At 64.9% G+C, this 13,089-nt stretch carries 11 protein-coding genes; 8 read left to right on the top strand and 3 right to left on the bottom strand.

Annotated features, from left to right (window positions below; genetic code table 11):
- Positions 1 to 2 precede the first annotated feature (2 nt).
- Together FXN65_RS09685 and FXN65_RS09680 are read left to right on the top strand one after the other, a co-directional pair.
- A complete protein-coding gene (locus FXN65_RS09685; RefSeq protein ID WP_151132968.1) occupies positions 3 to 869 on the top strand; it encodes an MBL fold metallo-hydrolase in 867 nt (288 codons plus the stop codon).
- A gap of 106 nt (positions 870 to 975) precedes the next feature.
- Positions 976 to 2,244, top strand: a complete 1,269-nt coding sequence (locus FXN65_RS09680; RefSeq protein ID WP_151132966.1) for an OprD family porin — start codon at positions 976 to 978, stop codon at positions 2,242 to 2,244.
- An 82-nt stretch (positions 2,245 to 2,326) separates the two neighbouring features.
- On the opposite strand, the gene FXN65_RS09675 is transcribed toward FXN65_RS09680, so the two are convergent.
- Positions 2,327 to 3,535 carry an ammonium transporter gene (locus FXN65_RS09675; protein ID WP_151132963.1) on the bottom strand — a complete coding sequence of 403 codons (1,209 nt, stop codon included), beginning with the start codon at positions 3,533 to 3,535 and terminating at the stop codon, positions 2,327 to 2,329.
- A gap of 354 nt (positions 3,536 to 3,889) precedes the next feature.
- Between FXN65_RS09675 and FXN65_RS09665 the strand changes: the two genes are divergently transcribed.
- The 6 genes from FXN65_RS09665 (at position 3,890) to FXN65_RS09640 (ending at position 8,687) form a co-directional block, all read left to right on the top strand.
- Positions 3,890 to 4,204, top strand: coding sequence for a DUF883 family protein (locus FXN65_RS09665; RefSeq protein WP_151132959.1), 315 nt, complete (start codon positions 3,890 to 3,892; stop codon positions 4,202 to 4,204).
- Positions 4,205 to 4,206: 2 nt separating this feature from the next.
- Entirely contained in the window at positions 4,207 to 4,596 is a 390-nt protein-coding gene (locus tag FXN65_RS09660) for a phage holin family protein (protein ID WP_151132957.1), read from the top strand.
- Entirely contained in the window at positions 4,593 to 4,910 is a 318-nt protein-coding gene (locus tag FXN65_RS09655; protein WP_151132955.1) for a hypothetical protein, read from the top strand. The genes FXN65_RS09660 and FXN65_RS09655 overlap by 4 nt, the downstream gene beginning before the upstream one ends.
- A gap of 121 nt (positions 4,911 to 5,031) precedes the next feature.
- On the top strand, positions 5,032 to 6,204 hold the full coding sequence (locus tag FXN65_RS09650; protein ID WP_151132953.1) for an EAL domain-containing protein: 1,173 nt from the start codon (positions 5,032 to 5,034) through the stop codon (positions 6,202 to 6,204).
- 61 nt (positions 6,205 to 6,265) lie between these two features.
- A complete protein-coding gene (locus tag FXN65_RS09645; protein ID WP_151132952.1) occupies positions 6,266 to 7,597 on the top strand; it encodes a deoxyguanosinetriphosphate triphosphohydrolase in 1,332 nt (443 codons plus the stop codon).
- Positions 7,598 to 7,622: 25 nt separating this feature from the next.
- On the top strand, positions 7,623 to 8,687 hold the full coding sequence (locus FXN65_RS09640) for an FUSC family protein (RefSeq protein ID WP_151132950.1): 1,065 nt from the start codon (positions 7,623 to 7,625) through the stop codon (positions 8,685 to 8,687).
- Positions 8,688 to 8,699: 12 nt separating this feature from the next.
- Here the strand turns inward: FXN65_RS09640 and FXN65_RS09635 are convergent, their stop codons facing one another.
- Both FXN65_RS09635 and FXN65_RS09630 read right to left on the bottom strand, forming a co-directional pair.
- Positions 8,700 to 12,320: a transporter substrate-binding domain-containing protein gene (locus FXN65_RS09635; RefSeq protein ID WP_151132948.1), complete on the bottom strand. Its 3,621-nt coding sequence runs from the start codon at positions 12,318 to 12,320 to the stop codon at positions 8,700 to 8,702.
- 8 nt (positions 12,321 to 12,328) lie between these two features.
- Entirely contained in the window at positions 12,329 to 12,997 is a 669-nt protein-coding gene (locus FXN65_RS09630; RefSeq protein WP_178119433.1) for a response regulator transcription factor, read from the bottom strand.
- Positions 12,998 to 13,089: the final 92 nt, after the last annotated feature.

Here is a 13,089-nt window from a genome sequence, read left to right as displayed (position 1 = left end):
CCATGCGTCTACGTTCCTACTTCCTGTTGTTCCTGCTGGGGGCGTTCAGTGCGGTCGCCCAGGCCGAGGGGCTGCGCTTCTCGCTGGTGAAGACATCCGAGACCGAAACCCTGGATGCCTTCACCGTGGCCGACGGCAAATGGACCGAGAAAGTGAAAGCCAACCATGTGGCGGTACTGATCCAGCACCACGCCGCCACCCTGCTCTTCGATACCGGACTCGGTCGCCAGGTGGACAGCCAGTTCAGCGCCGAGATGCCCTGGTGGGACAAGCCCCTGATGCAGTACCAGGCCGTGAACCCGGCCCGCGACCAGCTCGACAGGGACGGCATCCAGGTCGACCGCATTCTGCTCAGCCATGTCCACTGGGACCACGCTTCGGCACTGGCGGACTTCCCCGAAGTGCCGGTCTGGGCGCCCTATGAGGAGATCGAGTTCACCGAGATCGCCACGCCGCCGGCCATCCTGCCCAGCCAGTTCGCCCACGGAGTGAAATGGCACCCTTTCACCTTCCTCCCCATCCCCTTCATGGGCTTCGAGGAAAGCCTCGACCTGTTCGGCGATCGCAGCCTGGTACTGGTACCGCTCAGCGGTCATACGCCGGGTTCGGTGGGTCTGTTCCTGACCCTGGAGGACGGGCGGCGCTTCTTCTTCACCGGCGACGTCAGCTGGCGCCTGGAAGGTTTCACCGGACCGAAGGAGAAGTTCTGGGTCAGCCGCAGGATGGTCGACAACGACCGTGAAGCTACGCGCGCACAGCTGCAGAAAGTGCATGACCTGCTCCAGCGCGAGCCGGGCCTGATCGTGGTGCCGGCCCATGATGCCGCGGTGCAGGATCGGCTCGGCTATTACCCGCAATGGGTGCAGTGAGAGACCGACCATCGTCTAACTGCAAAAGTTGTAACGAAATGCTTTAGTCAAATCGTTGTAACAGGACGACCCGACCGACCTGAAAACCAACGAGGAGACAATAACAATGAGCAAGACCTCGCTTGCGCGAGCCGTGGCCCTGGCCGCGCTCGGCGCCAGTGTCACCCTGCCGGGCGTCGCCCAGGCCGAGTTCATCAAGGACAGCAAGGCCAGCCTGGAGCTGCGCAACTTCTACTTCAATCGTGACTTCCGCCAGGAGGGAGCCGCCCAGTCCAAAGCCGAGGAATGGGCCCAGGGCTTCCTCCTGCGTTACGAATCCGGCTTCACCGAAGGCACCGTTGGCGTGGGTGTGGACGCCCTGGGCCTGCTGGGCGTCAAGCTTGATTCCAGCCCCGACCGCAGCAACACCGGCCTGCTCAAGCGCGACCGCGAAACCCGCCGCGCCCAGGACGAGTATGGCGAGCTCGGCCTGACCGCCAAGCTGCGCGCGTCCAAGAGCGTGCTCAAGGTCGGCACCCTGCTGCCCAAGCTGCCGGTGGTCCAGTACAACGACTCGCGCCTGCTGCCGCAGACCTTCAAGGGCGGCCAGCTGAACTCCATGGAACTCGACGGCCTGACCTTCGATGCCGGCCAGCTCAAGCAGGTGAACCAGCGCGACTCCTCCGACTACGAGGACATGACCATCACCACCGGCGCCGCACGCGCCATCACCGTCCGCAGCGGCACCACCAGCGACAAGTTCAACTTCGGCGGCGCCAGCTACAAGTGGACCGACAACCTCGTCACCGGCTACCACTACGGTGAGCTGCAGGACTTCTACAAGCAGCACTATTTCAGCGCTGTGCACATGCTGCCACTGGCCGACAAGCAGTCGCTGAAGAGCGACCTGCGCTACGCCCGCTCCACCGACGACGGCACCAGCAACGTCGACAACAAGGCCTTCGGCGCCATGTTCACCTACGCCCTGGGCGGCCACGCCTTCGGCCTCGGCTACCAGAGCATGAGCGGCGATACCGGCTTCGCCTACATCAACGGCACCGACCCCTTCCTGGTGAACTACGTACAGATCGGCGACTTCGCCAACAAGGACGAGAAGTCCTGGCAGGCTCGCTACGACTACAACTTCGCCAGCATCGGCATTCCCGGCCTGACCTTCATGACCCGCTACCTGTCCGGCGACAACATCGACCTGGGTGCGGGCCGCGAAGAAGGCAAGGAATGGGAACGCAACATGGACATCGCCTACGTGTTCCAGGAAGGCGCGCTGAAGAATTTCGGCATCAAATGGCGTAACGCCACGGTGCGCTCCACCAACTTCGGCAATGACCTCGACGAGAATCGCCTGATCCTCAGCTACGTCGTGCCGCTCTGGTAAGTTCGCCAGGCAATGAAAAGCCCGCCAGATGGCGGGCTTTTTCTTTCGTCCTGCGGGCGAATCCATTCGTCAACGTGGGGGCTCAATCCTGCGAGGTAGCCCCGATCTTGTGGATCGACAGGTCGGCGCCGTAGTACTCCTCTTCCTGGCTCAGGCGGATGCCCCAGACCGACTTGAGCAGGCCGTAGACCGCAAAGCCACCCACCAGCGCCACCAGCACGCCGACGCCGGTGCCGATCAACTGGCTGACGAAGCTGACGCCCCCCAGCCCGCCCAGGGTTTCCTGGCCGAAGATGCCGCAGGCGATGCCGCCCCAGACGCCGCACAGGCCATGCAACGGCCAGACGCCGAGCACGTCGTCGATCTTCCACTTCACCTGGGTGGCGGTGAACGCCCAGACGAACAGGGCACCTGCGATCGCACCGGTGACCAGGGCGCCCACCGGGTGCATCAGGTCCGAGCCGGCGCAGATCGCCACCAGGCCGGCGAGCGGCCCGTTGTGCAGGAAGCCGGGGTCGTTGCGGCCCACCAGCAGCGCGGCGACCGTGCCGCCGACCATGGCCATCAGCGAGTTCACCGCCACCAGGCCGCTGACGCCTTGCAGGGTCTGGGCACTCATCACGTTGAAGCCGAACCAGCCGACGATGAGGATCCAGGAACCCAGCGCCAGGAAGGGAATGTTCGACGGGGCGAAGGCGACCAGGCGGCCTTCGCGGTAGCGGCCATTGCGATGGCCCAGCAGCACCACGGCGCCGAAGGCCAGCCAGCCACCAACCGCGTGCACCACCACCGAGCCGGCGAAGTCATGGAAGCTCGCGCCGAAGCTGTTCTTCAACCAGTCCTGCAGGCCGAAGTTGCCATTCCAGATCATCCCCTCGAAGAAGGGGTAGATGAAGGCGACGATCAGCAGCGTGGCGCAGAGCTGCGGACAGAATCGGGCGCGTTCGGCGATGCCGCCGGAAATGATGGCGGGAATGGCCGCGGCGAAGGTCAGCAGGAAGAAGAACTTCACCAGGGCGTAACCATGGTCGGCGGCGAGTGCGCTGGCCGGTTCCAGGAAGGTCACGCCATAGGCGATCCAGTAGCCGACGAAGAAATAGGCCAGTGTCGAGATCGCAAAGTCGGAAAGGATCTTCGACAGGGCGTTGACCTGGTTCTTCTGGCGCACCGTACCCACTTCGAGGAAGGCAAAGCCGGCGTGCATGGCCAGCACCATGACGGCGCCCATCAGGATGAACAGGGTGTTGGAACCGTGGATCAGGGTTTCCACGGCGCTATTGAGGTTTTCCATTGGCGAAGACAACTCCGGCAGCGAGGAAAAAGCACCAAAGCGGTTCAGGCGAAGCTTCCTGCGCACCATCCTGAAGCCATGCCGCACCGCAAAGGATCGAACCCGAATCCCGATCTGGTGCAGGCCGGCCAGCGCAGGAAAAATCCCGAACGGCGTTTCTTTTTGATTTTCATGAGGTTGGACGCTGCCTCCAGGTTTCGACGGGCCATCCAGGGCGCCCCGATCCAGCGCATTTCGCCACAACCGCGCACCAGCCCGATGCAAGCGCTGTACCAGCGGGAGGACGGAAATTCTGGATGAACCTTGGACAAAGGCACCTACTCTTAGGCATTGAGTCCTACAAGGAGAATCGCCATGCCCCGTAAGACCGCCGCCCGCGCCCAGGATGACCTGCTGGCCGACTTCCAGAGCCTGGTCAGCGACACCGAGAAACTCCTGCAAGACACCGCCAGCCTGGCAGGCGAACAGGCCGACGAGTTGCGCCTGCAGATCAATGAAAGCCTCAAGCGCGCCCGCGACACCCTTCGCGACGCCGAGCAGAACCTGAAGGAACGCGGCCAGGCCGCGGTACAGGCCACCGAGGACTACGTCCAGGAACATCCCTGGCAGAGCGTGGGCCTGGCTGCCGGTATCGGCTTTCTGCTCGGCCTTCTGGCCGCTCGGCGCTGACCATGAGTGAAGAAACCCCTTCCGCCCAGGAGGCGGGACGCGGCCCTTCGCCCGGACGCCTCGGCGCCTCGCTGCTCGGCCTGCTGCAAGGCCATGTGGAGCTGTTCGGCATCGAGCTGCAGGAACAGAAGGCCAACAGCCTCTACCTGCTGCTGTTCGGCGGACTGACGCTGATATTCGCCATGCTCCTGTTGATCGGGCTGTCCGGGCTGATCCTGGTCCTGCTCTGGGAAAACTGGCGCTTCGAAGCACTCGGCGGCCTCTGCCTCTTCTACCTGCTGGCGACCATCTATTGCGGTGTGCGCCTGCGGGCAGCGGTGGATGACGAGGAATCGCCTTTCAGCGCGACCCTCGAAGAACTGGCCCGTGACCGGGAGCGCCTGCTGCCATGAGCCTGCCGGAACTACCCCGCAACGCGAGCCGTCGCGACATGCGCAAGGCGCTGATCCGCCTGCGCCTGGAAATGCAGCGCCAGGAACTGCGCCACGAATCCCTGCTGCTGACCCAGCCCTTGCGCCAGGCGCGGGAGCTGACCCGCAAGCTGGATATCCCCCACGCCCCACTCTGGGGCATCGCGGCCGTGGCAGCCCTGGGCTTCTTCGCCGCGCGCAAGGGCAGCCTGAAGCGCGGCCTGCGCCTGGGCGGTGCGCTTCTTCCCTTGCTCCAGACGCTGTTGAAAGTCCCGCCGCGAGACGATTCCGGCTGACCTCCAGCTGGAGGAAGGCAACTGGCCACATTCTTGCTACGGGTGAGCGGCCCGTCGCACCAGCCATGGGCATCGACTTGCGCCATGCGCAATCCCATGGCCTTCCAGCTAAGGAGTCAACGTGATCGATGGGCAACCGCTCGCCTGCTTCCAGCCCTTCATCGATACCGCTACCGGGCTGATCGCCGGCGTCGAAGCCCTGGGGCGGCTGCGCCAGCCGGACGGCAGCCTGCAATCGGTCGGCCCCCTCTTCCTCGACTCCAGGACGTCCCCGGCGGCCCTGCGTCGGCTCGACCGGCAATTGCGGGAAGATGCCCTGCAGCGCTTGCACACTGCCCCGGCGGAATGGTTCCTCAGCCTGAACATCTCCCCGCGCTGGATCAGCCGCCTGCGTCCGGGGCAGCCCTTGCCCAGCCTCAAGCAACTGCAGCGCTTCGGCGTAGCGGCCGAGCGCATCGTCTTCGAAATCACCGAACTGGGCGGCGCCAGCCAGCGCCTGGCGGAAGTGGTGGCGCGTTATCGTGAAGCCGGCGCGCGGATCGCCATCGACGACTTCGGCGCCGGCTACTCCCAGCTCGACCGGGTGCTGGCCCTGCAACCGGACATCCTCAAGCTCGACATGCGCCTTTTCCAGGCCGCGGCCCGTGGCGGCCCCAGCAGCGAAGTGGTGAAGGCCCTGGCGCAAATGGCCGAGAAGACCGGTTGCTGGATCATCGCCGAGGGCGTGGAAACCGAAGCCGAGCTGGACTTCGCCCTGGAATGCGGCGCCCGCTACGTGCAGGGTTACCTGTTCGCCGCGCCGCGCGTGGAGTTCTTCGCGACCGACGCCTTCGTCCAGCGCTTCGCCCTGCTGCGCGACCGCTATGTGCAGAGCAAGCTGGCCGAGCGCGCACGCCTGATGACCCTGCGCCGCAATCTCAACCAGCTGATGGCGCAGTTGCGCACCTGGGTAGAAAGCGGCGCTCCGGCATCGAGCCTGGCCAGCCCCGATGACTATCCCTGGCTGCTGCGCATCTACCAGTGCGATCGCAACGGCACCCAGACCAGCCCCAACCTGCAATGGGGGCCAGGCGGCTGGCAGGAAGACGCAAGCTATCTGGGCCACAACTGGTCCTGGCGCCCCTACTTCTACCAGCTGCTGGCCGAGGGCTGGGAAGAGCGCCGCCTGACCCTGTCCACAACCTACCGCGACGCGACCACCAACCAGTACTGCCTGACGGCCGGGCAGTTCATCGACAACGGCCGCCGCCTGCTGCTGGTGGATATCGACGCAGCCGGCCTGGTAAGGGACTGAACCGCCGCCGGGCGCTTGGGTTAGAGTAGGATCTTCGGCCACTGAACGGCGAGGACAGGCCTTGGACTGGCAGACCCTGCTCACCCGCGAACGACTCGGCAAACCGGTGCACAGCACCGATGAGCTGGGCCGCAGCCCCTTCCACAAGGACCACGACCGCATCATCTTCTCCGGCGCCTTCCGGCGTCTCGGACGCAAGACCCAGGTGCACCCGGTCTCCAGCAACGACCACATCCACACGCGCCTGACCCACTCACTGGAAGTGAGCTGCGTCGGGCGGTCCCTGGGCATGCGCGTGGGCGAAACACTGCGCGACGCACTGCCGGACTGGTGCGAGCCTTCGGACCTTGGCGTTATTGTCCAGTCGGCCTGCCTGGCCCACGACATCGGCAACCCGCCGTTCGGCCACTCCGGCGAGGACGCCATCCGCCACTGGTTCGAGCAGGCTGCCGCACGGGGCTGGCTGGACGCCATGAGCGACGCCGAGCGCGCCGACTTTCTCAGTTTCGAGGGCAACGCCCAGGGCCTGCGTGTGCTGACCCAGCTGGAGTATCACCAGTTCGACGGCGGCATGCGCCTGACCTACGCCACCCTCGGCACCTACCTGAAATACCCCTGGACTTCGCGTCACGCCGAGGCCCTGGGCTACAAGAAGCACAAATTCGGTTGCTACCAGAGCGAGCTGCCGTTGCTGGAGCAGATCGCCACCAAGCTGGAACTGCCGCGCATCGACGAACACCGCTGGGCACGCCACCCGCTGGTCTACCTGATGGAGGCGGCGGACGACATCTGCTACGGCCTCATCGATCTGGAAGACGGCCTGGAGATGGAGCTGCTGGATTACGACGAGGTCGAAGCCTTGCTCCTCGGCCTGGTTGGCGACGACCTGCCGGAAACCTACCGCCAGCTCGGCCCCAGGGATTCCCGCCGGCGCAAACTGGCCATCCTGCGCGGCAAGGCCATCGAACACCTGACCAATGCCGCCGCCCGTGCCTTCGTCGATCAGCAGGACGCCTTGCTCGCCGGCAGCCTGCAGGGCGACCTGGTGGAACACATGCACGGTCCGGCCAAGCACTGTGTGCTCCGCGCCAAGGCCATCGCCCGCGAGAAGATATTCCAGGACAAGCGCAAGACGCTCCACGAGATCGGCGCCTACACGACGCTGGAGATCCTCCTCAACGCATTCTGCGGCGCGGCGCTGGAGCAACATGGAGGCCGCTCACCGTCGTTCAAGCACCGGCGCATCCTCGACCTGCTCGGCAACAACGCCCCCGATCCCGACTGGCCGCTCTATCGCGCGTTCGTTCGGGTCATCGACTTCATCGCCGGGATGACCGACAGCTACGCTACCGAAATGGCCCGTGAGATGACCGGCCGCTCCAGCCCGACCTGATCCAGTGCCTCCAGGAGCCGTGTCGATGCGCAACCTGCTCAGTCGAAGCCTTGGCTGGCACGCCGGCCCGCCCACCTGGGGCCCTGCCCTGATGGCGGGCGTGGGCTGCGGCCTGCCGCTGGTGCTGGGCCTGTTCACCAGCCACAGCGGCTTCCTCTGGGCCGCCACCGGTGCGTTCCAGGCCGCCCTGGCCAATCCCTACCATCGCCTCGGCATGTTGCGCATGAGCCTGCTTACGAGTCTTGGTGCAATCGCCGCCGGGATGGGCTTCTGGGCCGCAAGCCATCCGCTGCTGAGCCTCGCCAGCTTCGCCCTCATGGGGCTGCTGTTGGCGGTGATGCAGCGCTATGGCACAGAGTTCGGCAAGTTGGGCGCGGGGCTGGCGGCCTGCCTTTGCCTGGGTCAGGGCCAGGCGGGACTCGGCAACCTTCACAACGGCCTTGCAGTGGGTGCCCTGTTCGCCATCGGTGGGCTTTGGGTGATGTTGCTGGCGTTTGCCTTGCGCGGTTCCCGGGGGATGCGGCTGTGGCCGCTGATGCCGCGACTGGGCAAGTTCGCGCGGGTCATGCGTCGCCATGCCCAGCGGCTGCCCCAGCGCCTCTGGTTGATCCATGCGCTGGCCTGCAGCCTGGCGGGCGCCCTGGCCGGCCTGGCGGTCAACCTGTCCGGCCTGCCACGGGGCTACTGGCTGACGCTGACGGTGATGACCACTATCCAGATGGATCTCAACAACAGCCTGGAGCGCGGCATCCAGCGCAGTCTGGGCAGCCTCATCGGTGCGCTGATCCTGATCGGCATCGGCAGCTGGCTGCAGGCCCCCGCGCTGCTGGTGGCCTGCATGCTGCCGCTGATCGTGCTCAGCCGCGCCTACATCGCCCATCACTATGGCCTGTTCGTGGTGCAGACCACCGTGTGTTTCGTTCTGCTGGCGGAGAGCCTTTCCAACGACTGGCACCTGCCCGAGCTTCGTCTCTACAACACGCTGCTCGGGGCTGGATTGGCGCTGCTGGTGGCCTATCTCGCCCATCGCGCACGCCTGCGCTGGGCCACTCCCGCCCCGCGAATGGAAACCGCGCCCCAGGGCGACTGAGCATTTTCGCCTTCAGCCGCCCAGCAGCAGTTCGAGCTCTCGCTGCAGGCCGCCAAGGCTTTTCCCGATCGCTACGCCCAGACGCATCAGCTCGGCGACATTGGCGCCGCGCCGATGGGCAGCACCGAAGGCAATGCAATGGGCGAGCAGCGGCTGGGCGTCGATCAACTCCATTGCACCTTTGATCTTGTGCACCAGGCGCTCGAGATCGTCCCAGCGCTCCTCGCGCAGCAGGCTCGCCATCTCCTGGGTATCGGCCTCGTTGGCCTTATGCAGTTCGTGCAGCAACAGGCGCGCCACTTCGGGCGATCCCCCCGTGGCACGATCCAGCTGGCTGAGGTCGAAACGGACGGAGTGTTCGGCCCAGCCCAACCCGGCGTCGGGGTCCAGCACGCGCAGCAGGTAACGCTGCAGGCCTTCGAGACCGATGGGTTTGAACAGACAGTCGTCCATACCGGATTCGCGGCAGCGCACCAGTTCCTCTGGCTGGGCGTTGGCGGTAAGGCCGACGATCAGCGCCGGCTGCGTATCGCGTTCACGCTCGTGCTTGCGGATGCGTCGTACCAGCTCGTAGCCATCCATCACTGGCATGTTGCAGTCGGTGATGATCAGGTCGAATACCGAGGCCATCCAAAAGCGCAGCGCCTGCTCGCCATTCTCCGCCTGTTGTGCCGTCTGCCCCAATTGCTCCAGCTGCTGCACCAGCATCATGCGGTTGATCGGGTGATCGTCCACCACCAGCACGCGCAGGGCACCGGCGGGTAGATCGCCAACCTCCGGCGACTCCGCGACCGTCGGCAGCGGCTCCAGACGTGGCAGGCACAGGCTCACCGCCATCCGCGTTCCGACACCCGTCTCGCTGCGCATATCCACTTGGCCATCCATCATGTCCACCAGCCGGCGGCAGATGCTCAGGCCCAGACCGGTACCGCCGCGCCCCGCATTCATGCTGCCGGCCACCTGGGTGAATGGCTGGAACAACCGTTTCTGGTCTTCTTCGGCGATGCCGATCCCGCTGTCCTCGACCACCACAATCAACTGCAGTTGCTCGTCGTCCACCGGACGGGCTTCCAGCTCCACGCGGATGGCGCCCTGGTCGGTGAACTTGATGGCATTGCTGACGAGGTTCGAGAGGATCTGCTTGTAGCAGGACGGGTCCACCAGGACATCGTCCTCGCTCTGCATATCCAGGCTCAGCGACAGTTGCAACCCCTTCTGCCGCGCCAGCCCCTCGAATACCCGGATCACCGACTCGGTCAGGGCGCGGGGCGACTGACGACCGGGCTCCAGCGTCATGCGTCCGGACTCGATCTTGGCGATGTCGAGGATGTCGCCGATCAGTGCCAGCAGGGAGTCGGCCGAGCTTCGAGCTACCCGGATCGCCTCCCGATCCAGACGCTCGCGTTTCAGGGCCAGTTCGAGCATGCCGGTGATGGCATTCAGCGGTGTGCGGATCTCATGGCTCATGGTGGCGAGAAAACTGCTCTTGGCCACATTGGCGGATTCCGCCTGCTCCTTGGCCTGACGCAGCTCCTCCATCAGACGCTTGCGTTCGGTGATGTCCACCCAGCCACAGATCAGGCCCCGGACACGCTGCCTGGCATCGCGATAGGGAATTGCCCAGCAGGAGACCTCCAGCACGCATTCGCGCAGATGCAGCTGTTGGTCGCGAAACAGCGCCTCCCCCTCTTCCAGGGCGCGCCGGCTCAGCTCTTCCAGTACCCCCAGCTCTATCCCGGCATCGGCATGCAGGCCTTCCACCTTTGCCAGTCGCCGGCCGATCAACGCCTCTCGCGGCACGCCGATGGCTTCGATGAAACTGCGGTTGCAGGTGATGGTGCAGCCGTCCAGGTCCCGTACCGACAGGGGGAAGGGGATGCCATCGATCAGCGAACGCTTGAAGGCCAACTGGTCGTTCAAGCGACGCTGTTCCCGCTCGCGACGGCGGACCTGGCGGCGCAGGTAGAGCACCCAGGCGGCGAACACCATCGCCACGAGCAGAAAGACGAAACCCACCTGATAGAGCCGAGCCTGGTACTCGATCCAGCGGCTATCGACCTCTTCGGCCCGGGTGTACCAGCGGTTGATGAGGCTGCCCAACTCGTCCGGAGAAATGGACAGCAATGCCTTGTCGAGGATGCTCCGCAATTCAGGCGCATTGCGGGAAACGGCGAAGGCGAAGCGGCCTGGATCCCGGCCTACCGTGTCAGCGATGCGGAGCCGCCCCGGATAATAGCGGTTGATCAGGAAGGTGGAAGACGCCATGGCATGAAGCGCCGCGTCGAACCTGCCTTCCACGACGCCAGAAAGCCCCTGGATGCCGGTTTCGACATCCTGCAGCAGCAACTTGGGGTAGTGATCGCGAATGTACGGGATCAGCGAATGCCCGGCGGGAATAGCGAGCGTTCGCCCGTCGAGGTCGTCGAGTCCCTGCGGGCTGTCGTCGGAGTCCCGCACCACCAGCACGCTGCTGGTGCTGAAGTATGGGCGGGTGAAGCTGAGACTCTGGCTGCGCTCAGGGGTGGAAAACAGCGTGGCGGCCATGTCGGCCCGCCTGGCACGCAGGTCGGCAAGCATGTCCTGGGCCGAGGAGCGTGCACTGACCTCGAACTCCAGCCCCGTCCTCTGCCGGATCAGATCCAGAAGGTCCGGCACGATGCCCCGGAATTGGCCCTGGCTGTTGAAGAAGGTCATTGGCTCGAAGGTTTCATCGACCACCAGCCGCGCGGGGCCATGCCGCTCCAGCCAATGCATTTCGCGCTTGGTGAGCTGGGGGCGAAGATTGTCCAGGAACATGCCCGCACCACCGCCCCAGCGCTTGAGGATTTCGGTGCGCATGCTGTCCGGGATCGCGGAGATCGCCGCGTCGAGAATCCGCAGCAAGCTCTCGTTGCCCCTGGCCACGGAAAAACTCACGCCCCCGCCATCGAACCCGGCGAAGTTGGTCATGCGCAGGTTGATGAGGTAGCCCTGCCTTATCAGGTAGTTGGCGGCGATGGCGTCGCCGATGAAGACATCGCTCTGGTCGAACGCCACCGACTGCAGTGCGCTGCGCACCGAGTCGTAGCGGACCGAACGCGCGTTGGGATAGGCCTGGCAGAGCATTTCGAGGCTCGGGCCTTCCGTGGAATAGGCCAGACGCAGCCCGTCGAGGTTTCCCGACGCGGCACGTCGGTCATCGATACGCGTCACCATCACCGGCTGCTGCTGCATGTAAGCGATGCTCCGGGACAGTCCGGGGCTGGCGGAGTCGCCGTCCATGCTGTTGCCCAGCAGGTCGATCTTCCCGCTGCGCAGGGCATTGCGGGCCAGCTCCCGGTCCGCAAAGCGCACCACCTCGGTCTCAACGCCGATGGACTGGGTGATCAGACGTACGAAGTCCGCGGTCACGCCTTCGTAATCCTGGCCGCTGGCGGTGATGTCGAACGGCGGAAAATCGGGCTCGTTGGTGCCGATCCGCAGGACGCGCTTCTCCTGCAGCCAGCGCTTGTCCCGTTCCTCCAGCGGCACTCGCAGGTCCCGGGCCTGGGAGCGCCCCAGCAGTTCCAGGCTGCGTTGGTCGTCCGCCATGCAGATCGCAGGCGGCAGCGTGCCTGCGAGCAGCAGGCAAATGAACAGGGCGATAGGACGCATGGAGACGATCAGACCAGGGCGTTGCGGTTGGCGAACTCCACCAGTTCGATCAGGGATCGTGCGTTGAGTTTGAGGAGCAGTCGGGTCTTGTAGGTGCTGACGGTCTTGTTGCTGATGAACATCTCCTCGGCAATGTCCTTGTTGCTGTAGCCATTGGCGAGGAACTTGAGCACCACCAGCTCGCGGTCGGACAGACGCTCGATCATTTCGTTCTCGTCGGGCAGGCCGACCTGGCGCTTGCCGGACTTGATCACGTCGCTGGGGAAGTAGCTGTAGCCGGACAGGACCGCACGCACCGCCGCTGTAACTTCAGCGAGGTCGCCTTCCTTGCAGACGAAGCCTGCGGCGCCGGCCTGCATGCAGCGCGTCGCATAGTGGTTGGGGTTCTGCCCGGTCAGCACCAGCACCCGCAGCGGCAGGTCCAGCGCATGCAGGCGGGAAATGACGTCCAGGCCGCCGAGCTTGGGAATACCGATGTCGAGGATCACCAGGTCCGGCTGCTCCTCCCGCGCCAGCGCGATGGCATCCACGCCGTTATCCGTCTCCGCGACGACTGCATAACCTTCGCGATCCAGCAACAGGCGTACGGCAAGGCGAATGACCGGGTGATCGTCGACGATCATCACCTTATAGGCGGACTCGCTTCCAGGTTCGAGGAAATCGTCCAGATTGACCATTTTGCTCACAGCATCGCTCCCTTGCGCGGTTTGGTGGCTGCCAAGATAGAGAAGCGACTTGCACTGTCGACCCCCGAAACAGACCGGTCATG

Origin of the sequence: Pseudomonas lalkuanensis (genome assembly GCF_008807375.1) — a bacterium.
In the GTDB taxonomy this organism is placed as follows: domain Bacteria; phylum Pseudomonadota; class Gammaproteobacteria; order Pseudomonadales; family Pseudomonadaceae; genus Metapseudomonas; species Metapseudomonas lalkuanensis.
The sequence above is the reverse complement of the archived record's forward strand: the minus strand, read 5'-3'. Positions and strand labels throughout refer to the sequence as shown.